19 protein-coding genes and 2 tRNA genes are annotated in these 21,877 nt (G+C 68.1%); 8 read left to right on the forward strand and 13 right to left on the reverse strand.

The window, feature by feature from the left end; all coding sequences use genetic code 11:
• Positions 1-17: 17 nt before the first annotated feature.
• Complete coding sequence (gene pepN / locus ACFK0J_RS09435; RefSeq protein WP_378738501.1) at positions 18-2,597, reverse strand: aminopeptidase N; 2,580 nt, start codon at positions 2,595-2,597, stop codon at positions 18-20.
• 116 nt (positions 2,598-2,713) lie between these two features.
• Between pepN and ACFK0J_RS09440 the strand changes: the two genes are divergently transcribed.
• Positions 2,714-3,550 carry a phosphoribosylaminoimidazolesuccinocarboxamide synthase gene (locus tag ACFK0J_RS09440; RefSeq protein ID WP_378738504.1) on the forward strand — a complete coding sequence of 279 codons (837 nt, stop codon included), beginning with the start codon at positions 2,714-2,716 and terminating at the stop codon, positions 3,548-3,550.
• A 70-nt stretch (positions 3,551-3,620) separates the two neighbouring features.
• Here the strand turns inward: ACFK0J_RS09440 and ACFK0J_RS09445 are convergent, their stop codons facing one another.
• The 4 genes from ACFK0J_RS09445 to ACFK0J_RS09460 all read right to left on the reverse strand — a co-directional run bounded on the left by ACFK0J_RS09445 (position 3,621) and on the right by ACFK0J_RS09460 (position 7,236).
• A complete protein-coding gene (locus tag ACFK0J_RS09445) occupies positions 3,621-4,109 on the reverse strand; it encodes an NUDIX domain-containing protein (RefSeq protein WP_378738506.1) in 489 nt (162 codons plus the stop codon).
• Between the two features lie 88 nt (positions 4,110-4,197).
• The gene (locus tag ACFK0J_RS09450) at positions 4,198-5,487 is read right to left on the reverse strand and encodes an RNA polymerase sigma factor (RefSeq protein WP_378738508.1); all 1,290 of its coding nucleotides are present in this window, start codon (positions 5,485-5,487) and stop codon (positions 4,198-4,200) included.
• Complete coding sequence (locus tag ACFK0J_RS09455; RefSeq protein ID WP_378738510.1) at positions 5,484-5,885, reverse strand: YciI family protein; 402 nt, start codon at positions 5,883-5,885, stop codon at positions 5,484-5,486. Before ACFK0J_RS09455 ends, ACFK0J_RS09450 begins: the two co-directional genes overlap by 4 nt.
• A 115-nt stretch (positions 5,886-6,000) precedes the next feature.
• The gene (locus ACFK0J_RS09460; RefSeq protein WP_378738513.1) at positions 6,001-7,236 is read right to left on the reverse strand and encodes an NAD(P)/FAD-dependent oxidoreductase; all 1,236 of its coding nucleotides are present in this window, start codon (positions 7,234-7,236) and stop codon (positions 6,001-6,003) included.
• 177 nt (positions 7,237-7,413) lie between these two features.
• Here ACFK0J_RS09460 and ACFK0J_RS09465 point away from each other — a divergent pair, with 177 nt between their 5' ends.
• The gene (locus tag ACFK0J_RS09465; protein ID WP_378738516.1) at positions 7,414-8,061 is read left to right on the forward strand and encodes a DsbA family protein; all 648 of its coding nucleotides are present in this window, start codon (positions 7,414-7,416) and stop codon (positions 8,059-8,061) included.
• Positions 8,062-8,106: 45 nt separating this feature from the next.
• Here the strand turns inward: ACFK0J_RS09465 and ACFK0J_RS09470 are convergent, their stop codons facing one another.
• On the reverse strand, positions 8,107-9,177 hold the full coding sequence (locus tag ACFK0J_RS09470; RefSeq protein WP_378738518.1) for a M48 family metallopeptidase: 1,071 nt from the start codon (positions 9,175-9,177) through the stop codon (positions 8,107-8,109).
• Between the two features lie 71 nt (positions 9,178-9,248).
• On the opposite strand from ACFK0J_RS09470, the gene ACFK0J_RS09475 reads away from it, so the two are divergent.
• A complete protein-coding gene (locus ACFK0J_RS09475; protein ID WP_378738520.1) occupies positions 9,249-9,722 on the forward strand; it encodes a ribose-5-phosphate isomerase in 474 nt (157 codons plus the stop codon).
• Positions 9,723-9,745: 23 nt separating this feature from the next.
• Complete coding sequence (locus ACFK0J_RS09480; RefSeq protein ID WP_218475143.1) at positions 9,746-10,558, forward strand: Fpg/Nei family DNA glycosylase; 813 nt, start codon at positions 9,746-9,748, stop codon at positions 10,556-10,558.
• Positions 10,559-10,583: 25 nt separating this feature from the next.
• On the opposite strand, the gene ACFK0J_RS09485 is transcribed toward ACFK0J_RS09480, so the two are convergent.
• Positions 10,584-11,528 (reverse strand): diguanylate cyclase domain-containing protein, encoded by a 945-nt coding sequence (locus ACFK0J_RS09485; protein ID WP_378738522.1) that lies wholly within the window; start codon positions 11,526-11,528, stop codon positions 10,584-10,586.
• Between the two features lie 918 nt (positions 11,529-12,446).
• On the opposite strand from ACFK0J_RS09485, the gene ACFK0J_RS09490 reads away from it, so the two are divergent.
• The 3 genes from ACFK0J_RS09490 (at position 12,447) to ACFK0J_RS09500 (ending at position 13,137) form a co-directional block, all read left to right on the forward strand.
• Positions 12,447-12,520, forward strand: a tRNA-Gly gene (locus ACFK0J_RS09490).
• Between the two features lie 46 nt (positions 12,521-12,566).
• A tRNA-Pro gene (locus tag ACFK0J_RS09495) sits at positions 12,567-12,640 on the forward strand.
• A 143-nt stretch (positions 12,641-12,783) separates the two neighbouring features.
• Positions 12,784-13,137 carry a hypothetical protein gene (locus ACFK0J_RS09500; protein ID WP_246634426.1) on the forward strand — a complete coding sequence of 118 codons (354 nt, stop codon included), beginning with the start codon at positions 12,784-12,786 and terminating at the stop codon, positions 13,135-13,137.
• A gap of 8 nt (positions 13,138-13,145) precedes the next feature.
• On the opposite strand, the gene hspQ is transcribed toward ACFK0J_RS09500, so the two are convergent.
• Positions 13,146-13,376 carry a heat shock protein HspQ gene (gene hspQ / locus ACFK0J_RS09505; protein WP_378738524.1) on the reverse strand — a complete coding sequence of 77 codons (231 nt, stop codon included), beginning with the start codon at positions 13,374-13,376 and terminating at the stop codon, positions 13,146-13,148.
• Positions 13,377-13,714: 338 nt separating this feature from the next.
• Here hspQ and ACFK0J_RS09510 point away from each other — a divergent pair, with 338 nt between their 5' ends.
• Positions 13,715-14,485, forward strand: a complete 771-nt coding sequence (locus tag ACFK0J_RS09510) for a trans-aconitate 2-methyltransferase (RefSeq protein ID WP_378738526.1) — start codon at positions 13,715-13,717, stop codon at positions 14,483-14,485.
• 8 nt (positions 14,486-14,493) lie between these two features.
• Here the strand turns inward: ACFK0J_RS09510 and ACFK0J_RS09515 are convergent, their stop codons facing one another.
• The 5 genes from ACFK0J_RS09515 to ACFK0J_RS09535 form a co-directional block, all read right to left on the reverse strand.
• Positions 14,494-15,138 (reverse strand): TetR/AcrR family transcriptional regulator, encoded by a 645-nt coding sequence (locus tag ACFK0J_RS09515; protein WP_378738528.1) that lies wholly within the window; start codon positions 15,136-15,138, stop codon positions 14,494-14,496.
• A 94-nt stretch (positions 15,139-15,232) separates the two neighbouring features.
• Positions 15,233-16,468: a serine hydrolase domain-containing protein gene (locus tag ACFK0J_RS09520; RefSeq protein WP_378738530.1), complete on the reverse strand. Its 1,236-nt coding sequence runs from the start codon at positions 16,466-16,468 to the stop codon at positions 15,233-15,235.
• Between the two features lie 148 nt (positions 16,469-16,616).
• Positions 16,617-17,522, reverse strand: a complete 906-nt coding sequence (locus tag ACFK0J_RS09525; RefSeq protein WP_378738532.1) for a glycosyltransferase — start codon at positions 17,520-17,522, stop codon at positions 16,617-16,619.
• A 185-nt stretch (positions 17,523-17,707) separates the two neighbouring features.
• On the reverse strand, positions 17,708-20,296 hold the full coding sequence (locus ACFK0J_RS09530) for a polynucleotide kinase-phosphatase (RefSeq protein WP_378738533.1): 2,589 nt from the start codon (positions 20,294-20,296) through the stop codon (positions 17,708-17,710).
• Positions 20,296-21,825, reverse strand: a complete 1,530-nt coding sequence (locus tag ACFK0J_RS09535) for a 3' terminal RNA ribose 2'-O-methyltransferase Hen1 (RefSeq protein ID WP_378738535.1) — start codon at positions 21,823-21,825, stop codon at positions 20,296-20,298. Before ACFK0J_RS09535 ends, ACFK0J_RS09530 begins: the two co-directional genes overlap by 1 nt.
• Positions 21,826-21,877: the final 52 nt, after the last annotated feature.

Genomic DNA, 21,877 nt, shown 5'->3' on the forward strand with positions numbered 1-21,877 from the left:
CCGTTGATCATGGCCCGTTACCTGGCGTCGAAGGCGCGGGCGCGGAGGGCGCGTTCTACGCCTGCCTTGCCCTCGACCACCAGGCGGCGCAGGGCGGGTGGGTGGTCACCGGCGAGGAACTTGTCGGCGACGGCGACGGCAGCGTCACTGATCGCCCACCCGGGGTAGAGACCGACGACCACGGTCTGCGCCACCTCGCTGGAGCGCCGCTCCCAGACGCCGGGGATTTCGGCGAAGTAGCGATCGACATACGGGGCGAGCAACTCGCCCTGGCCCGCGGGAGCAAACCCGGTGACGATCGCACGGGCGGTGATGTTGGAGACGGAGTCGTCGTCCATCACTGTCGCCCAGGCCTTTTCCTTCACCGCGGCGATCGGGCGGGCGGTGGCCGCGGTCGCGGCATGCCGCTTGCCCGCCGCCGTCGGATCGTTGGCGAGTTCCTGATCGATGAACGGGGTGTCGAGCCCGTCGGTGTCGATCTCGCCCGCCGCCGCCAGCGCGATCACGATGCGCCAGCGCAGGTCGGTGTCGACCACCAGCCCGGTCAGGCCGACCTTGGCCGGGTCGCCGTCGAGCAGCTCGCGCAGCACCTCGGTGTGCCAGGCGGCCAGTTTGGCACTGGTGAGCGCGTTGACGAAGGCCAGCTGGTGGTCCGAGCCCGCCTCTGCCTCGCGGGCCAGCTCGAGCAGCCGGTTCGCGTACTCGGTCCAGCCGGTGGTCGCCGCCCACTCCGGCTCGGCGTAGCTGCGCAGCGCCAGGTTCGCCTGCATCAGCAACCGTTGCACCACACCGATTTCCGATTCCGCGCCGACACCACGCTGCACCAGGGCAAGGAAGTCGCGGGCCCGGAACTCGGCCTGGCGGGTCATCTCCCAGGCCGCCGACCAGGCGAGGGTGCGCGGCAGCGGTTCGGCGATATCGGCGATCCGGTTGACCAGCACATCCAGCGATTCCGCGTCGAGACGCACCGAGCAGTAGGTCAGGTCGTCGTCGTTGATCAGCACGAACTGCCCACTCGGCACCCCGACCAGCTCGGGCACCTCGGTGCGCTCGGCGGCGTCGAGATCGAGCTCGACCCGCTTGGTGCGCACCAGCTTTCCGTCCTGGTCGTCGTAGATGCCGACGGCGAGGCGATGCACGCGGCGCTCACCCGCACCGGGCGCCGCGCCGCCCTGCAGGACGGCGAACGAGGTGAACTTGCCGTCAGCGTCCACCGCGAAGTCCGGGCGCAGCGTGTTCAGGCCGGTGGTCTTGAGCCACTGCTCGCCCCACGAGGAAAGGTCACGGCCGGAGGACTTTTCGAGCGCGGCGAGCAGATCGTCGAAGGTCGCGTTGCCGTAGGCGTGTTCGGCGAAGTAGGCGCGCAGCCCCGCCAGGAACGGCTCCAAGCCGACGTAGGCGACCAGCTGCTTGAGCACCGAAGCGCCCTTGGCGTAGGTGATTCCGTCGAAGTTCACCTCGACCGCCGCCAGGTCGGGAATGTCGGCCGCGATCGGGTGCGTGGACGGCAGCTGGTCCTGCTGGTACGCCCAGGACTTCTCGACATTCGCGAAAGTGGTCCAGGCGCTGGTGTACTCGGTCGCCTCGGCCTGGCACAGCACGGAGGCGAAGGTGGCGAACGACTCGTTCAACCACAGGTCGTCCCACCACTTCATGGTGACCAGGTCGCCGAACCACATGTGCGCCATCTCGTGCAGCACGGTCTCGGCGCGGCGCTCGTAGGCCGCCCGGGTCACCTTGGAACGGAAGACGTAGTCCTCCAGGAAGGTCACCGCGCCCGCGTTCTCCATCGCGCCCGCATTGAACTCCGGCACGAACAGCTGGTCGTACTTGCCGAACGCGTACGGAACCCCGAAGTTCTTGTGGTAGAAGCCGAATCCCTGCTTCGTCTCGGTGAACAGCCGCTCGGCGTCCATGTACTCGGCAAGCGAAGCGCGGCAGTAGATCCCGAGCGGGATGCTGCCGTAGTCGTCGGTGTAGACATCGGTCCACTGCGCGTAGGGGCCCGCGATGAGCGCGACCAGATACGTGCTCATCTTCGGCGTCGTCCGGAAAACGTGCTTACCCGGTTCCGCCGCAACGGTTTCCACGACCGCACCGTTGGAGATGACCTTCCAATCCGGCGCCGCGGTCACGCTGACGTCGAATGTGGCCTTCAGATCCGGCTGGTCGAAGCAGGCGAACATCCGCTTGGCATCGGCGGTTTCGAACTGCGAGTACAGGTAGACGGCGTCGTCGGTGGGGTCGACGAAGCGGTGCAGGCCCTCGCCGGTATGCGAGTACTCGCAGTCGGCCTCGACGACCAGTTCATTGGTTGCGGCAAGTCCGGTCAGCGCGATGCCGGTGGACTCGTCGTAGTCGGAGACGTCGAGCGCGGTGCCGTTCAGCACCGCCGAGCGGACGCCGCGGGCCACGAGGTCGATGTAGGTGCTCGCACCCGGCGTCGCGGAGAAGGTGACCGTGCTGCGGGAGAAGAAGGTTTGCTCGCCCGGTTTGCCCGCACCGTCGGTCAGGTCGAGGTCGATGCGGTAGTTATCGACCGACACTGTCGACGCGCGTTCGATCGCCTGGTCGCGAGTCAGGTTGGGTGCGGACATAGGGCTCCTTCGGGTTCGAAGAACTAGCTCGGGCGTTCCCCACGATGCCACCTCGGTAAGGTTGCCCGCGCGGGACTTTTTACCAGAACCCTATCGACCAGGATCGGAGCTGCGGAGTGAAGCATGTGCACGCCGGCAAGGTGCGCGACCTCTACGAGGACGGCGATACCCTGCTGCTCGTCGCGTCCGATCGGGTTTCGGTCTACGACGTGGTGCTGCCGACGCCGATCCCGGACAAGGGCGCGCTGCTGACCCAGCTCTCGAACTGGTGGTTCGACTACTTCACCGACGTGCCGAACCATGTGGTTTCCGCCACCGACGTGCCCGTCGAGTTCGCGGGCCGCGCGATCCGGGTGAAGCCGCTGAAGATGGTGCAGGTCGAATGCATCGCCCGCGGTTACCTGGTCGGCTCGGGGCTGAAGGAGTATCAGCAGCTGGGTTCGGTCTCCGGTGTCGCGCTGCCGCCCGGCCTGCGCGAGGGCGACAAGTTGCCCGAACCGATCTTCACGCCGACGACCAAGGCGTCCGAGGGCCATGACGAGTCCATCACCTTCGCGGACGTGGTGAACCAGGAGGGCCGCGAGGTCGCCGAGAAACTGCGCGACCTGACCCTGCACATCTACACCCGCGGCGCCGCGCACGCCGCCGAGCGCGGCGTCATCGTCGCCGACACCAAGGTCGAATTCGGCTGGGACGGTGAAACTCTCACCCTCGGCGACGAAGTCCTCACTTCCGACTCGTCCCGCTTCTGGCCCGCCGCCGAATGGGAGCCCGGCCGCGCCCAGCGCTCCTTCGACAAACAGTTCGTCCGCGACTGGGCCACCTCCACCGGCTGGGACAAGGAACCCCCCGGCCCCGAGATCCCCGCCGACATCGTCGAGGCCACCCGCCAGAAGTACATGGAGGCATACGAACTCGTCACCGGCCGCAGGTGGACCGGAGTGCCGCGGTAGGTCGCCGCACGCGAGACAGCTGTGCGGCGCCGTAGGCCAGGTCTCGCGCCGTGGGCGACGGCGAGCTGCGCTATTCGCCGGTCTGCGTGAGGTAATCGTTCAGTCGGTCCAGGTACGGCCGTTGGCCCGTGCTCAATTTGTCGTGCGCCGTGGCCAGGTCGAACCAGTCGGCCCGGTCGATCTCGGGGAAGCTGGCCATCCGGCCGGAGCGCGGCGGCCACTCCATCTCGAAGGTTCCGGGGACCACGTCGGCCGGATTCAGATCGCCCTCGACGGCCCAGACGGTCAGGTTCTTCTTCCCCTTACCGCTGCTGTACCGCACGTCACCGAGCGGAATCCAGTCCCCGGCCGGAACGAACAGCCCGAGTTCCTCATGGAACTCTCGACTGGCGGCCGCTCGCGCATCCTCCAGCTCCGGCTCATACTCGCCCTTGGGAATAGACCAGGCCCCATTGTCCTTTCGCGCGAAATACGGGCCTCCCATATGCCCGACCAACACCTCGACACCGCCAGCCCCCCGCCGGAACAACAAAACCCCCGCGCTGTACTTGTCCGTCACCCCACGCAGTCTGCCGCACGCCTTTCTGTCGACGTCAGCGGCACACAGCTGCGGCCGACATCGAGAAGGCCACACCGCGGTGTGCCGCTCACGCACGCTCTCCGTGGCGGAGGCGGGCGGCGCGGAGGGTGAGGTAGTGGTTTTCCGGGGCGCTAGGGGTACGGCTCGCGGCGGTCGTGTAGCAGGCGATGGCGGCGGGGAAGTCGCCTGCCATTTCGTGCAGGTGGGCGCGGACGGCGTCGAGGCGGTGATTGCCTGCTAGCTGGTCGTCCAGGGTCGAGGCGAGTTCCAGTCCGGCGGCGGGTCCGTGCACCATCGCGACCGCGACGGCGCGGTTGAGCGTCACGATCGGGTTGTCGGAGAGCTTTTCGAGCAGGTCGTACAGCGTGAGAATCTTGGGCCAGTCGGTTTCCTCGGCGCTGGCCGCCTGCGCGTGCAGCACGGCGATGGCCGCTTGGATCTGGTACGGACCGGTAAGCCCTTGCGCCAGTGTGCTCGTCGTCAATGTGACGCCCTCGGTGATCTGCTCCCGATCCCACCGCGCACGGTCCTGCTCGGCCAGCGGTATCAGCGCGCCATTGGCGTCGGTGCGGGCCGCGCGTCGGGAATCGGTGAGCAGCATGAGCGCGAGCAACCCGGTGACTTCGGTGTCGTCGGGCAACAGCCGATGTACGGCGCGCGCGAGCCGGATCGCCTCACTGGACAGCTCCGCGCGCTGCAATGACGGACCGGACGTGCTGGTATTGCCCTCGTTGAAGATCAGATACAGCACATGCAGCACGGTCTCGAGCCGAGCACGCCACTCTGCTGAATCCGGGGTCGCTTCGCTCCTGCCCGTCGGCGCGTCACCGGGTCGCGCGAACGGCCGGTCCACTGTCGCCAGCTTCTTCTTCGCCCGTGTGATCCGTTGCGCCATGGTTGCTTCGGGCAGCAGGAAGGCGTGCGCGATCTCCGCGGTCGTGAGCCCGCCCACCGCGCGCAACGTCAATGCGATGGCGCTGGCCGAGGACAGTGCGGGATGGCAGCAGAGGAAGAACATGGCGAGCGTGTCGTCGTAGTCGACCGGCATCGCGTCGGCCACCTCGCGGTCGAATGCCGTAGTCTCCCTGCGCCGCCGGGCCACCTCGGCGCGCACCGCGTCGGCCATCCGGCGCTGCGCCACCTGGATCAGCCAGCCGCGCGGATTTTCCGGCAGGCCATCGACGGGCCACTGGGTCGCCGCCGCCAGCATGGCCTCCTGTAGCGCATCCTCCGCGGTGTCGAAATCGCCGAACCGGCGGACCAATGCACCGAGGACCTGTGGCGCCAACTCGCGCAACAGGTCCTCGGCCCTCGCCGGGAGCGGTGTGTCGTCGGGCACCACTCGCCGGTTGGTCACTGTTCGGTGGCCGGGACGCTCATTACCGGTCGCACCTCGATGTATTCGCCGATCGGTTTGCCACCCGGCCCCGGTGCCGCCGAGGCGTGCGCGGCGATCTCGTAGGCCCGTTCCGGGCTGTCCACGTCGACGAGCCAATACCCGGCCAGGAACTCTTTCGTCTCCGGGAACGGTCCATCGGTCACCACCGGCGCCGAGCGGCCGTCGGAGCTGACGATGCGGGCCTCGGTCGGACCGGTGAGCCCTTGCGCGTCTACCAGCTCGCCCGACTTGGCCAATTGCTCGCCGAGGGCGCGCTGGAAGTCTATGTGCGCCTGGATTTCTTGGGGGGACCACTCGTTGATCGGTGTGTCGCAGAACGCGGCGGGGGCGTAGGTCTTGAGCAGCATGTATTTCATCAGGTCCTCTTTTCCGGCGGTCGCCGATCGGTGCGCCCGAATGGCGCTTGCACGGTGAAGTCGGAACCGAGCATGCCGTTTCGACGTATCCCGTCGGAGATCGAAGTGAGCTGCATCACAGTGGCTTCGAGGTGTCGGCCAAGGCGTCTGGATCGACCGGTTCACCGGACAGGATCAGCTCCTTGATCCGGTCGGTCACGTCCCACACGTTCACGTTCATCCCCGCGAGCACCCGGTTGTCCGAGTCGAGCCAGAACGCGACGAACTCGCGAGCCGCCACATCGCCGCGAGTCACCACCCGGTCGTATTCGCCGGGTGCCGCGTAGCCGGTGTACTCCATGCCCAGGTCGTACTGGTCGGTGAAGAAGTAGGGCAGTCGGTCGTAGCTGGCTTCCTTGCCGAGCATCGTCGCCGCCGCGACGGCGGGCTGGTTGAGCGCGTTTGCCCAGTGCTCCACCCGAATTCGGCGGTCGAGCACCGGATGCTGCTGTTCGGCGATGTCGCCGACGGCGACGATGTCCGGATCGCTGGTGGTCAGATGTTCGTCGACGAGCACCCCGTCGTCGACGTCGAGTCCGGCGTCGGCGGCCAGCTCGATATTGGGGCGGGCACCCACCGCGATCAGCACGGCCTCGGCCTCGATGACGCTGTCGTCGTCCAGCTTCACCCCGTTCGCGAGCGAGGTGGCGATCGCCTCCTCCGTGGTGATCTCGGCGACCTGGGCGCCCAACCGCAGATCGACACCATGCGACCGATGCAGTTCGGCGAACACCTCGCCCATCTCCGGCCCGAGCGCCCCGAGCAGCGGCTGTTCCGCGGTCTCGACGATGGTCACCTCGACCCCCGCGGCGCGCGCCGCCGCCGCGACCTCCAAGCCGATCCAGCCCGCCCCGATGATCACGATGCGCTGCGCGGCGCTCGCGAAGAACTCGATCAGGGTGTCGGAATCCTCGATGGTGCGCAGCGTGTACACGTTGGGCGCGTCCGCGCCGGGGATCGACAGGGTGCGCGGCGACGAACCGGTGGCCAGTGCCAGCTTGTCGTAGGAGACCGTGGAACCGTCCGGCAACGTGATCGTCTTCTCCGCCGGGTTCAGCGCCTCGACCGTCGTGCCGAGCCGGACCTCCACCCGATGGTCGCGGTACCACTGGCCCGGAGCGGTGGTGAAATCGACGAGCTGTTTCTTGCCCGCAAGATGCTCTTTGGACAACGGCGGCCGCTCGTAGGGTAGCCATTCCTCCGCGCCGAGCAGCAGCACCGTCCCGGGAAAGTCATTGGCGCGCAAGGCTTCCGCCAACTTGGCTGCGGCGAGCCCGCCGCCGACGATGACGAACCGCTGATCCGAACTCATGGCGGACTCCTGTCGAGAGGGAACCGGGACTCCTCGATAAACCCTAACTGGACCGATGGTCGGATCTCTGGAAAACGGCGGGCACGGGCGGGAACGAATCGGCGCGCGTCGTGGTTGCTTCGATAAAGCGGCGGGGTGTGCGCCGCGCGTCGAGCATGCGATTCGAGAGGACCCGCCGTGAGTGACAAAGGCTCCGCGAAAGATGTTGCCGATTTCTGGTTCGACCCGCTGTGCCCGTGGTGCTGGATCACCTCCCGTTGGATCCTCGAGGTCGAGCAGGTGCGCGACATCGAGGCCCGCTTCCACGTGATGAGCCTGTCGGTGCTGAACGAAAACAAAGAGGGCCTACCCCCGCAGTACGAGGAACTGCTGGCTACCGGCTGGGGCCCGGTGCGCGTGGCCATCGCCGCGGCGCAGGAGCACGGCGAGAAGGTGCTGCTGCCGCTCTACACCGCGATGGGCACCCGGATCCACAATCGGCGCGCCGAGTACGAGCGGGACTCGCGCAAGGAATCCCTGGCCGCGGTGATCGCCGATTCGCTCGCCGAGGTCGGCCTGCCCGCCGAGCTGGCGAACGCGGCCGACAGCACCGAGTACGACGAGGCGCTGCGCAAGAGCCACCACGAGGGCATGGACAAGGTCGGCCCCGACGTGGGCACGCCGACGATCCACATCAACGGCACCGCGTTCTTCGGCCCGGTACTGTCCCGGATCCCGCGCGGCGAACAGGCGGGCAAGCTGTGGGACGCCGCGGTGACGCTGGCCGACTACCCGCACTTCTACGAGCTCAAGCGCACCCGCACCGAGGACCCGGAGTTCGACTGAGCGCCCGCGAGTGCCGAGCGATCCTCGGCACTCGCACCACCCTTGCTACGGAACGGGTTTCGGCGGCAGCGCCGGAGTCTGCCCGTAAGTACTCGGATATCCGCCGGTAGGAGCCATCCCGGCAGCCGAGGGCGGGCTCGGCCGCCACCACAGCCTGCCGTGCCTGCTGCGATCGCGCAGCGCCCACATGCGCCAGGTCAGCACCGGGTGCGAGGACATGGCGTTGACCAACCAGACGAAGAACCCCTTCTCCATCGCCGCCCGATCGGCCATCTCGTCGAAGCCGACCAGGGTGTTCATGTATTTGCCCGCGGCCAGCGTTCCCATAGCCGCGGGCGCGCCGGTGTGGCGGTTGCAGAAGCCGTGGTTGTCGGCGGTGTACTCCTGCGCGCGGATCAGCGAGTTGCCGATGATCGGCAGGAACGGCACCAGAAACATGCCGAGCTGGCGCCAGTACGAGGCGTGACCCGCCGCGATATGACCGACCTCGTGGCCGATGATGAACGCCAGCGCATCGGGTTCCCGTGCCGCGCCGCCGATCTCGAACATGTCGCTGTACACCGCGACGTAGCGGCGGAAGCCGTGCCCGCTGGCGAACGCGTTGATCTGGCCGTTGCCGAGCACCACGTAGGCGTCCGGCACCTTGGCCATGCCGAACCGCGCGGCCGCCTCGACCACCATCCGGTGCCCCTCGGGGAACTGGGTCGGCGACATTTTCACGCCGTTCACCCGCTGCGTCGCATAGAGGACACCGCGGCCGAGCCAGATGAGCACCGGCGCGAACACCAGTAGCAGCACGTACTGGTCGAAGTTGCCCGTCGCCAAGAGCAGCAGCGCGATCGCGTACGCGAAGACGGTCAGCATGATGACCACGATGAGCATCGGGATCTCCCAGCTGTGCCGGGCGGGCATGCCGAACGGCGACAGTCCGCGTGGCTGCTGCCGCGGCGGCAGCGCGGGCGGGACCGGAGCGCCGGGATAGGGCCCATAGGACGGTGGAACCGGGTAGGGCGGCGGCGAGCCGTAGGGCGCGTCCTGCGCCTGCGCCCACCCGGCCGGGGCATACGGGTCGGCGTGCGGGCCCGTCTGAGGGGGCTGGGGTTCGTGCGGCTGCATGGAATGAACTCTATTCAGTCGCGGGGGAGGGGAGCGGCGGCTCCGGAGTCCGGCCTGACAGAATGCCTGCCATGCGCGTATACCTCGGTGCCGACCATGCCGGTTTCGAACTAAAGAATCACGTCAAAGACCATCTGGAAAAGGCGGGCCACGAGGTCGTCGATTGCGGCGCCCTCGAATACGACGCGCTCGACGACTACCCGGCCTTCTGCATCGAGGCGGCCCGCCGCACCGTCGCCGACCCGGGCAGCCTCGGGCTGGTCTTCGGCGGCAGCGGCAACGGTGAGCAGATCGCCGCGAACAAGGTGCCCGGCGCCCGCTGCGCCCTGACCTGGAGCGTGGAGACCGCCAAGCTGGCCCGCCAGCACAACAACGCCCAACTCGCCGGGATCGGCGGCCGCATGCACTCCACCGAGGAGGCGCTGGCCATCGTCGACGCGTTCGTCTCGACCCCGTGGTCGAACGAGGAGCGCCACCAGCGGCGCATCGACATCCTGGCGGAGTACGAGAAGACCGGCACCGCACCGGCTGTGCCCGCCTACTGAGTTACCAGAGGTCGTAACCCGCTGTGCCTGAAGGACCTACGCTGCACCGTCTCGCGAAGCTGCACCAGCGGCGGCTCGCGGGCGGTGTGGTGCGCGTGTACAGCCCGCAGGGCAAGTTCGCCGCCGGGGCCGCCCTGGTGGACGGACAGGTCCTGACCCGGGCCGAGGCGTTGGGCAAACATCTGCTGCACCACTACGAGTCGGGTCTGGTCGTGCACGTGCACCTCGGCCTGTACGGCAAGTTCTCCGAGTCGGAGCTGCCGATGGGCGAGCCGGTCGGGCAGGTGCGGATGCGGATGATCGGAATGCCGAACGGGCGGCCCGGCTTCGGCACCGATCTGCGCGGCCCGACGGCCTGCGAAGTTCTGCTCGAGCCAGAGGTTTTCGCGCTGACCGAACGTCTCGGTCCGGACCCGTTGCGGCGCGGCGCCGATCCCGATCGTGCCTGGCAGCGCATTCGCCGTTCGAGCAGGCCGATCGGCTCGCTGCTGATGGATCAGCGGGTGGTCGCCGGTGTCGGCAACATCTACCGCGCGGAAGTGCTTTTCCGGCACCAGATTTCGCCTTACCGGCCGGGCACCGCGGTCTCGGCCGACGAATGGGGCGAGATGTGGGCCGATCTGGTGGCGCTGATGAAAGTGAGCGTGCGGGTCGGCAAGATCGTCGTCATCCGGCCCGAGGACGACCACGGTGAGCCGTCCTACGCGCCGGATCGGCCCCGTACCTACGTGTACCGCCGACAGGGATCGCTGTGCCGCCTGTGCGGCACGCCCATCGCCTATGCCGTGATGGAGGCGCGAAACCTTTTCTGGTGCCCCACCTGTCAGCCGGACTAGGGGTGCGGGGCCGCCGTCGCAGCACTCAGCCCGCGACGGCCGTATCGATCTCCGGTTCGTCGGCCAGCGCGAACCGTCGCCCGCCCGCCGTCTTCGCCGAGTACATCGCGCGGTCGGCGCGGCGTAGCAGATCGCTGAAGTCGCACTCGCTGCCCGGCGGGCAGTAGGCGGTGCCGACGCTCGCCGAGACCGGCACCGGGCCCGCCGTCGACCACACCGGGTCGCGCAGCGCGGACACGATCCGATGGGCGAGATCGCCGAGCGTGTTGTGCGGCGGGTTCACCGCGAGCACGAATTCGTCGCCGCCGTACCGGCAGATCACCGTGTCGGGCGGGCACACCTCGCGCAGCCGGTTGGCCAGCTCGACGAGCACCTCGTCGCCGATCGCGTGCCCGTAGCCGTCGTTGATCTGCTTGAACCGGTCCAGGTCGATCAGCAGCAGGCCGACGCCGCGGTTCGGATCGGTCGACATCAGCCGCACCCGATCCTGCAGTAGCGTCCGGTTGGCCAGGTCGGTGAGCGCGTCGTGGGTGGCCTCGTGCCGCAGTCGGTGTTGCAGCGCGGCGATCTCCTGTACGCGGAGCGACACCTTGGCCGAAAGATTCTGCTCCTGCTGTGCCAGTGCGCGTTCCTGCAATGCCTGGGCATAGCTGTCGATCGCCTGGCTCGCGACGAACGGCCAGCGGGTGGCGACCAGTGAGCCGGGCGCGCCGGAGGGGAAGCCGAGCAGCCACCTGGTGGCCTGCGCCAGCATCCGGATGCGGTCGAACGGCGCCTCGGCGAGCCTGGCGCCGAGCATCCGGGCCTCGGGTACCGGGAACGGCTCGGACCTGGCCAGCGTGAGCAGGCGCTCGACGATTTCGATCAGTACCGGTTCCAGCTGATGGGGCGCCGCACCGGAACCCGGCTCGGCGCACACCGCGCGGGCCCAGGCGCGGGCCATCGCGGCGACGGGGGGCTCGATATCCATCGACATCGAACTCACCCGACGCAGGTGGCGTCGGTACCCAGAAGCCCTGTGCTGACACAGGTGCCGACGTCACCCCGATCGTTCGCACTGCTACGCGGTTGTGTCCACCTCGCTCGGCGCACGCTCACCGCCCCCTTTCCAGATACCCCCGTCCGGCAAAAAGGATCCTAGCAAGCCACCCGGCATCGAAAAACGCTGTTTTACAACGTGTTCTCGATCCCTCGCGAATGGCGATCGGGTATGTGATCGCTGCAATCGCGCTGGCGTTACACCAGGATTTCGTTCGCTGAGAAGTCGCGCCAGGACGCGCTGGCGACACGCTGCGACGGCGCGCCGGGCGGGTCCGCACGGCCACTCGCGATACCTCGGCGCCGTGGGGCCGTGCGGACGGGTCGAGGAGCCGCCTGCCTGGTCGCGGTGCCGAAGTAGCGGTGTGAGTAGCCGAGGATGCGCGCGTCTTCGGCCCAGTAGGGGTGTGGTGCCGGTTTTGCCTGCCCACAGCACGCCCGGCGGTCGGCGGCACAGCGCAAATTCTTGCTAGCGCTGTGGCGGCGAGTCGTGATGTCCCCATGGGTGGCATCCTCTCCGCGACCGGTCGGGCGTGACTGGTGGCCACCCCGTGGGCCACGGCTCCCCCCGACAGGAGTCGTCACGCGCTCCATATGCTCCCCGCTTCCAGTCCGACACGCCCGAGTATCCAGGAACAGAACCCTTTTAATTTCATTTAGTTCTGACTCGCGCGCCACGCCCTGACCGGGGCGGCTGGCATGCGAGACGCCCATTCGGGCATTGCGCTGACGACCGAACCACACCCGCGCTATCCCGCTGCGCGGGGGGCTGATTGGCATTTGCGAAGCAGGGTTCGGTACAGTCGGAACGCACACGACATCGTGGCGATCCCATCGATGTCGTATGCCTGCGGGTGTAGTTCAATGGTAGAACCTCAGCCTTCCAAGCTGATGGTGCGGGTTCGATTCCCGTCACCCGCTCCACACGGAATTCAGCCTCGGCGGCGGTCGATACCGCCGCGAGGAACAACGGGGTGTAGCGCAGCTTGGTAGCGCATCCGCTTTGGGAGCGGAGGGTCGCAGGTTCAAATCCTGTCACCCCGACAATGAACGGGCTCGGCTGGCGCAGGTCAGCGGGCTACAGTCCGGCGACTCCGGGCGGGAACAGGTGGTTGGCGCTGGAATCGGTCGGCGAGTTGGTGTGGCCACCTGGTTGCTGGATACCGACCAGTCGCTACCATTCGAACATGGGTTCGACAGACGGGCTGCCGCGGACTGAGGGCACGGAGCCGGAGCTGACGTATCCGAACGCGCTGGGCCACTACTACCGGACGGCCACCTATCCGCCGAAACCGGTGTGGGTTCGGTTGGATGCCATCGTGATTCGTGATCCCGGCACGCCGAAGCACACCAATGGAGCCGGCGTGATCATGCACGGCGAGCGGCCCGGGACGCTGACGCACTGGGTGCCGACGGTGGCGGGTGATTGGCTCGGCCGGGTGACCTTCAGCGTGCAGTACGCGGACGGCCGCCCGGATCTGCTGGTCCGGGACCAGTTGGTGCCTGCCTACGCGCTCCGCCCCCGAGCGGAGCGTGCGTAGCCCCTCGCTCAGCCCTCGGCGTCCAGCTGGGCTTCGGACAGGTAGGTGTCGACCGACTCGCCCTGCTCGTCCTCCATCGTCACCCGGTACCACGGGCTGTCGCGCACGTCCGGGTTGAGGCTGAGGTCGTTGGCGTCGTGCGCCGGTGAGTACTCCGCGTCGACACCGACGACGACGCCGTAGCGCCCGAGGGACACGTGGCGGACTCGATCGCCGATGCCGAATTTGGCTTCCGTCATGATTCACGCACCTTTCCGATACAGGTCACTGTATCTGGCTCGCGCGCAACAACATTTGATGAACGAATACCGAGCCTGACCCGCCCGGTGGCAGCGGCCGCCGCGAGGGAACGGCCACCATTATCGGCCGTCGACCGGGTCGGCGACCATCCCTATTCCTATGCGGCAACAATTCGGAGCGGCACCTGCCGTGGGTGCTGGCTATCTGACTACCCGGCACGGGAGTGCCGCAAACTGGGCGGTTTGGTTACGGCCCGCGAAACTCTCTGCCGCACCATTCCCGCCTTACAGTACAATCGTACTAAGTACGCGCGTACTGTTTACGAGGAGGGTTTCGCATGTGGGATCCGAAGAAGTATCTCGACTTCGCCGATCACCGAGCACGCCCGTTCTTCGAGCTCATCGCCCGCATCGACGCCGAGAAACCACGCCGCGTAGTCGATTTGGGCTGTGGGCCGGGCAATCTCACCGCCGTGCTCGCCGAACGATGGCCGAGTGCCCGACTGGACGCACTCGACTCTTCTCCGGAGATGGTGCGGGAAGCCCAGGAACGGGGCATCGACGCCCGAGTCCTCGACGTCCATGACTGGCAGCCGGACCCCGAAACCGATGTAGTCGTCTGCAACGCTGTCCTGCAATGGGTTCCGGACCACCTGGCGCTGCTCGCCGAATGGCTCCCCGCCCTACCCGCCGGCGCCTGGTTCGCCATGCAGGTGCCCGGCAACTTCGACGCACCGTCACACCGGGAAATCCGCGCGCTGGCCACCGAGCCACGCTGGCGGTCCGAGCTGGCCGAAATCGCGCTGCGCAGCGCCGACGCCGTTCCCGCGCCTGCCGAGTACGCGACGGTGCTCGCGGTCGACGACATCGCCGTCGACGTCTGGGAGACCACCTACCTGCAACGTCTCTCGGGGCCGGATCCCGTGCTGGAATGGGTGACCGGCACCGCGCTGCGGCCGATCCGTGCCGCCCTGGACGACGCGGACTGGCGCGAATTCCGCACCGAGCTCGCGCCCCGCCTGCGCGTCGCGTACCCGGCCAGGCCCGATGGCACCACCTGGTTCCCGTTCCGCCGCATTTTCGCGGTCGCCCACAAGCCTTCGGCCTGAGGTGAGGGTCAGGGTGGCGTAAGGAAACCCTCGACAATGCGACGCGCCCGGTGCATGGCTGCCTCGTCTCCGATGCGCAAGGCCGTATTGGTCGCACAGAGCACGGCGTCGATCTGGAAGGCGGCGAGTCCCGCGTCGAGTTCGGCGATTTCGCCTGCCGTCACCGCGTGCCGCAGCTCCCGTTCGAGCGTGTGCACCCACGCCCGCCGGTCGCGGAATACCGCATCGCGCACCGGCCCCGGCCTGCTGTCCTGCTCCGGCGCGTTCGCGACCCAGAAGCAGCCACCGGCGAACAGCGGACCCTCGGCATAGGCCAGCCAACTCTCGATCAGCGCCCGCAGCCGGGCCACTCCCCGCGGTGCGCACCGGGCCGGTTCGATCACCGCCTCGACGAACATCTCACGCGCATAGTCGATGGCAGCCAACTGCAGGGCTTCCTTCGTTTTGAACAGCGTCTGAATGCCCGCCTTGCTCAATCCCGCCTCGGTGGCGAGCCCGCCGAAGCTCAATCCCGCCAGCCCGTCGAGCGAGGCGATGTCGACCGCGTGCCGCAACACCGTCTGCCGTGTCTTCGCCCCGCGGAGCAGGCGTTTGTCGGTGATCTCGGCTGGCTGGCGCCGGGTGAGCAGCGCGGCGTCGGGATCACTTTCCATACGGTCGATCGTACTCAGGCTGGCGAGAAACGGTCACCGGTCCGCGCACAACCCCGCGGGCGGTGCGCGCGAACTCGACCCGAGGGCTGACGCCTCAGCCGACCGCGACGTCGAGCGAATCCGGCAGTCCGCCGGTATCTTTCACCCCTCTGGCGGCCCGCTGGGAGAGCGCGGCGAGCACCGGCAGCCGCGCATCGCCCAGTGACATCGCGTGGTTGCCGAGGTGATTGGTGACAAAGGCCACCGAAAGCCTGAGTCCTGGCATGGCGAGAGCGCCCGAACCGCCGATACCGAAGTGCCCCAACGCCCGCCGGGTCAGCCGGGTACCGACGATCCCGCGGTGGTAGCCGAGCGCGAAATGCGGTGCGGCGCCGAGCACATAGTCGAACCGGCCATTCGGCGGCATCTGAGCGATCAAGCGGGTGGTCTCCGGCCGCAGCAGGCGGCGATGACCGACCATGCCGTCGTTGGCGATCGCGCCGTACATCTTGGCCAGCGACCGCGCGGTGAACACACCGTTCCAACCAGGCATCATCGCGTCATAGGGCTGCTGACCGAGGGTCATATCGGCCCAGCCGTCATAGACCGCGCCGCGCGCCGAGTGCACCGCCCGCAACGAGGCGAACGGCGCGATCATCCGGTCGAACGGCACCCGCGCGATGCCGAGTCGCGGCGACAGCTTGGCCAGCCGGTGACGCTGGTGCGGTGCGACACCGAACCAGAAGTCGTTGTCGCCCAGCGGTTCCGCGAGCTCGGTCCGCACCACCTCGGGGAAGCCGCGCCCGGTCGCCCGCTGCGCGATCTCCGCGACGAGGGTGCCGAAGGTGAGCCCGTGATACCCGGAGGCGCGCAACCGCAGCGGATCGGGTGCGGAGGCGGCGATGGCGGCGGCCATGGCGTCGTGGTCGAGCAGGTCCGCCGGGTCGTCGAGCAGGCCGCGGGTGCGCTGCAGTCCGGCCCGATGGTTCAGCACGTCGCGAACGGTGATGTCCGCCTTGCCATTCGCCGCGAATTCGGGCCAGTAGGTCGCCACCGGTGCGTCGTAGTCGAGCACGCCGCGTTCGGCCAGCCGGTGCACGACCGTCGCGGCGACGCCCTTGCCGGTCGAATACGACAGCGCCATGGTGTCGGCCCGCCACCGTCGGTCGCTGTCCGCCCAACCCGCCCAGATGTCGAGCACCGGAGCGCCGTTCAAGTAGACCGCGAAGGCGCCGCCGCCCTGCCGCTTGCGCCGGAACATGGCGAAGAACTTCGCGGCCACGGCGGTGAAGCGGTCGTCGATGAGCATGTGCACGGCGCCGGGCGCGCCGTCTGAGCTCGCTAACGGCATGGTCAGACTCCTATGTCCAGAACGCCAAGCAAGCCGCTGCGGTAACAGTTGCAAGCAGCTTGCTAACACCCACGGTAACGTGTGTCAGTTACCGCGTGCAATGGGTCTGGGACAGTTGCCGTTGTCCGGAGTCGTGAGCTGTGCGGAGTTACAAATAGAACTTGCGGTGCCGGAAACTGGCCTGTATCCGCCCGACCAACACGCCGGTATGCAGCAGCCACTGCCCGCGCGGAATCCGATTCCTGGTCACCCGAATCCACGGGTTGTGCCGCACCACGATCGCGAATCGCGTCCAGGTCTCGCTCAGCGGCGGCCGCGGGCAGCCGAGCGGAGCGTGCTTGACGAACACATTGGTCGCGGCGTGCCCGTAGACCACCGCCTGCTTCCACACCGCCGGATAGGTCGAGCGCAAGCGATAGGCCATCATCGCGTCCGGCACGTGGCCGAGGGTCAGCCCCGCCTGCTGGACGCGCCACGAAATGTCCATGTCCTCGCCGGGATCGAGGCTTTCGTCGAAGCCGCCGATCTTCTCGAAGGCGGCGCGCCAGTAGCCCGCGTTGTTGCCGTGCGCGAACGGCAGATAGTGGGTGGGGAAGCCGATCTCCGGTGGCGGCACGGGCCGCCAGGTGGCGACCTCCGGGCTGTTCAGCGTCGTGTTCTCCAGCGCCCCGCCCACCGCGTCGTAGTCGGCGGCGGCCCGGACCAGTGCGCTGAGCCAGCCGGGGTGCGCGCGGTCGTCCTGGTCGGTGAAGACGAGGAAGTCACCCGACGCCGCTGCGGCGCCGTTGTTGCGGGCGTATGGCCCGCCCGGCCGGTCCGAACTGTCGAGGTAGCGCAGCCGCAGCCGCTCGCCGAAGGGGTGCTTCTCGATGTGCGCGCGCAGGGTGGCGCTCGGCTCGTTGTCGCTGATGATCACCTCGAACGGGCCTTGGTAGTCCTGCTCGGCCAGCCCGGCGAGCTGCACGTCCAGATCGGGCAGCCCGTGATAGACCGGAATGATCACCGAAACCAATTCAGGCGTTCTGATCGGTGAGTTGACAGCAGAGGCCGACATCGGCACTTCCCCCCAAGATGATGAATCGTGTTGGCGTCACCCTAAATGGTCGGATGACCAACAGGCAAGCGGAGTGCCGGGGTTGACTACCTGTCCTGCCTGGCGATGAGAATCGCACTGCCCCAGCTGATTTCGCTACCCACCAGTTCTGGGGGGAGGCCAGCCCCCGATCGGTGTGTGCGGCGTCACAATCGGGGGTCGACCGGCTCGGATTCCAGCGCGAGGACCGCGAAAACGGCTTCGTGGACCCGCCACAGCGGTTCGCCCGCGGCCAGTCGGTCCAGCGCCTCCAGGCCAAGGGCGTACTCGCGCAATGCCATCGATCGTTTGCGCCCGAGTCCACGGTTGCGCAGCCGGTTCAGGTTGGCCTCGCGCCGGTATTCCGGACCGTAGATGATCCGGAGATATTCGGGCCCACGGCATTTCACGCCGGGCTGCACCAGCCTGCCGGTCGCGCCCTCGGCCTTCGGCGTGCCCCGAACCAGGGCCTGCCGTGGCTTGACCACCATGCCCTCACCGCCCGCCGCGGTGAGCTCGGTCCACCACCTGGTGGCGGCGGCCGCCCCGGCCGGGTCGGTCAGATCGACGAACATGCGTCCGGTCGGGGCGCACAGCTCGGTGTCGGCCGCGACCAACCGATCGATCAACGCGAGGTGCCAATCATGCTCGCGGATCGCGTGATTCGACCCTTCGGCAGCCAGGATCTGGAACGGCGCGAGCCGAAGACCGGCCATGCCCTCGACCGGCCAGCAATAGCGGCCGTAGGCGGCCGTGAACGCCGCGGCGTCGTCCTTGCGCTCCCCGATGCGGCCCGACAGGTCGGCGACATCCAGTCCGCGTTCCGTCGCCGCCGCAAGCATTTCGGCGGTGGCGCCGAGCGCCGCCCGTGCCGCCGCGCCGACGGCGGCGTACTGGTTGCGCAACAGGCCGATCGCCTTCGCCGACCACGGCATCAACTCGGCGTCGAGCAGCAGCCAATCGCTGTGCAGTTCGTCGAACAGCCCCGCGGCGTCGGCCGCCGTGCGCAGCCGAGTCAGCAGGGTCTCGGTGTGCTCGGGATCGTCGAAGAACGGGCGTCCGGTGCGGGTGTAGATCACCCCGGTGCCGCCGTCCTCGACACCGAATCGGTCCTGAGCGGCCTGCGCGGACCTCGTCACCAGGACCACTGCCCGCGAGCCCATGTGCTTCTCCTCGCACACGAGCTGGTCGACACCCTCGGCGCGGTAATACGCGAACGCCTCCGCCGGGTGTTCCAGATATCCCGGCAGATCCGAGGTCGCACACGGCGCCATGGTCGGCGGCAGATACACCAGCCAGCGCGGATCGATCGCGAACCGGCTCATCACTTCCAGTGCGGCGCAAGCGTTTTCTTCCTGCACACCGACGCGCCCGTGATAGCGGGTTTCCACGACGCGGCGGCCGATCACGTCGTCCAGGTCGAGCACGCCGGGATCCCGGTGCACCACGCCCTCGGCGGTGCTGATGGTAGTGGCCGCCAACGGCCGCACCGGTTCGTACCACACCGTTTCCGCCGCCACCGAAACTGGCTCGCGCTCCGGATAACGCAGCGCGGAGAGCCTGCCGCCGAACACCACACCGGTGTCCAGGCACAGGGTGTTGTTCACCCACTGGAGGTCGAGCACCGGGGTGTGCCCGTACAGCACGGTCGCGCGGCCGCGATAGTCGTTGGCCCACGGATACCGCACCGGCAGCCCGTATTCGTCTGTCTCCCCGGTGGTTTCGCCATACATCGCGAAGGACCGCACCCGCCCCGACGCGCGGCCGTGGTACTCCTCCTTCAGTCCCGCGTGCGCGACGACGAGCTTGCCGCCATCCAGTACATAGTGGCTGACCAGGCCGCGGCAGAATTCGTGCGCCGCCTTACGGAAGACCTCGTCCTCGGCCGCCAGCTGGGCCAGCGACTCGGCCAGCCCGTGCGCCACCCGCACCTGCTTGCCGTCGAGGGCACGCACCAGCTTGTTCTCGTGATTTCCGGTGACGCAGAGGGCGGTTCCCGCCGCCACCATGCCCATCACCAGCCGCAGCACCCCCGGAGTGTCCGGACCGCGGTCGACCAGATCGCCGACGAACACCGCGGTGCGGCCCGCCGGATGCCGCGCGCAGATCGCGCGCCCCGTGTCGTCGCGGTCGAGGACATAGCCGAGTTCGCCGAGCAGTGTTTCCAATTCGGCCCGGCAGCCGTGCACGTCACCGATCACGTCGAACGGCCCGGTGAGCTCTCGCTTGTCGTTCCAGGCCTTCTCGTCGACGATGGTCGCGGCCTCGATCTCGGCCACCCCGCGCAGCACGTACACCTTGCGGAAGCCCTCCCGCTCCAGTCCGCGCAGGCTGCGCCGCAGTTCGCGCTGCTGCCTGGCGACCACGTGCGGGCCGAGGGACGCCCGGTCCGGGCGTGCCGAATTACGTTCCAGGCACACCGAATCCGGTACATCGAGCACGATCGCCACCGGCAGCACGTCGTGCGCCCGCGCCACCGCGATGAGCTCCTGCCGCGATTTGGCCTGCACGTTGGTCGCGTCGACGACCGTGCGCAGTCCGCGCCGCAGCCGGACGCCCGCGATGTGGTGCAGCAGCGCGAATGCCTCCGGCGTCGCCGTCTGGTCGTTCTCGTCGTCGCTGACGACGCCGCGGCAGGCGTCGGAGGAGACCACTGCGGTCGACCGGAAGTGCTTGCGCGCGAACGTCGATTTGCCCGAACCGGTGCTGCCGATCAACACGACCAGGGAAAGTTCGGGTACCGAAAGCTCCGCCATCAGGCCGCTCCTTCCCTCGTCGATGTCGCTGTGCTGGTCGATTCGACCTTGGTGAACACTGCCATTTGCGTCGGTGCCCCGACCTCGGCATCGGCCACACCGATCGGCACCAATCGCACGGAATACCCGTTCCGGGCCGCCACTGCGTCGGCCCACGCCGCGAATTCCGCACGGGTCCACTCGAATCGATGGTCGGCGTGCCGGAACGCACCGGCCGCCAACCTCTGGAACTGCCCATTGAACTCCGCGTTGGGGGTCGTGACGACCACCGCGCCCGGTGCGGCCGCTGCGAACACCGCGTGCTCGAGCGCGCTCAGCCGTGGCAAGTCGATGTGCTCGATGACCTCCATCAGCACCGCCGCGTCATAACCGCGCAGCCGGGCGTCGGTGTAGGTGAGCGCGCCCTGTCGCAGGGTCAGTCGCTGCGCCACCCGTTCGGGCAGCCGGTCGATCCGCAGTTTGCGTTCGGCGATGCGCAACGCTCGCATCGAAACATCCACACCGACGATCTCGGTGAATGTCTTGTCCGCCAGCAGCTCCCGAAGCAGCACGCCCTCACCGCAGCCGAGATCGAGCACCCGCCGCGCGCCGACCTCATGCAGTGCGGTGAGCACCGCGGCGCGTCGAGTAACCGACAAAGACGGTGTGCCCGACGCGGTGTCGACTTCGTCGTGCCCGTCGTCCACCGCGGTGTCGGCGTCTTCCGCACCACTGCCCGTAGCGCTGTCCTCGGTAGCGTCCACCTCCTCCACCGCGCCCAACTGCTCCGGCTCCACCTCATCCAACTCGGCCAGCCGCGCCAGCGCGGTCCGCACCAGGGACTGCCGCCGAGCCAGATAGCGCCGCGTGATCAGCCCCCGCTCCGGGTGTTCGGCCAGCCACCCGCCACCCGCCCGGATCAGCTTGTCGACCTCATCCGCGGCCAGCCAGTAGTGCTTGGACCCGTCCAACACCGGCAGCAGAACATAGAGGTGCGACAGCGCATCGGCCAGTCGCAGGGTGCCGGTCAACGCCAGCCGCACATGGTGCGAGTCGCCCCAGTCCGGAAATGCCGGATCCAACGGCAGGGGAGTGGCGCGCACCGTCCACCCCAGTGGCGCGAACATCCGCTCCGCCACCTCCGGCCCACCCTTGCACGGCACCGCGGGCAGTTCGATACGCAACGGCAGCGCCGTCCGCGCCAGCTCCGGACGCAGCGTGCAGCGCCCGTGCAGTGCGGTGCGGAACACCGCCCCGATCGCTACCGACAACAGCGACGACGCGGCGTACGGCCGATCGTTGACGTACTGGCCGAGGCTGAAATCCGCTGTGCCACGGGAACGTCCGCGCACCAGCCGGATCGGATCGATTTCCAGCACCAGCGCCGCGGTGCATCGGCTGGCCGTCGCCTCCGGATACACCACATGCGCTGTGCCGTAGGACTGTTCGAACGCCTGCACCCGGTCGGGATTCTTGTGCAGCAAGAATCCGAGGTCGGTAGCCGGCCAGGCGGCGCCGTCCGGTGGCGTGCAGGTGATCGTGAGGAGCATTCAGCGATCGTGACCCAGTCGCGGGAACCAGCGCAAGGAAGTTTCATCGCAG

Origin of the sequence: Nocardia brasiliensis, assembly GCF_042691675.1 — a bacterium.
Lineage (GTDB): Bacteria > Actinomycetota > Actinomycetes > Mycobacteriales > Mycobacteriaceae > Nocardia > Nocardia brasiliensis_D.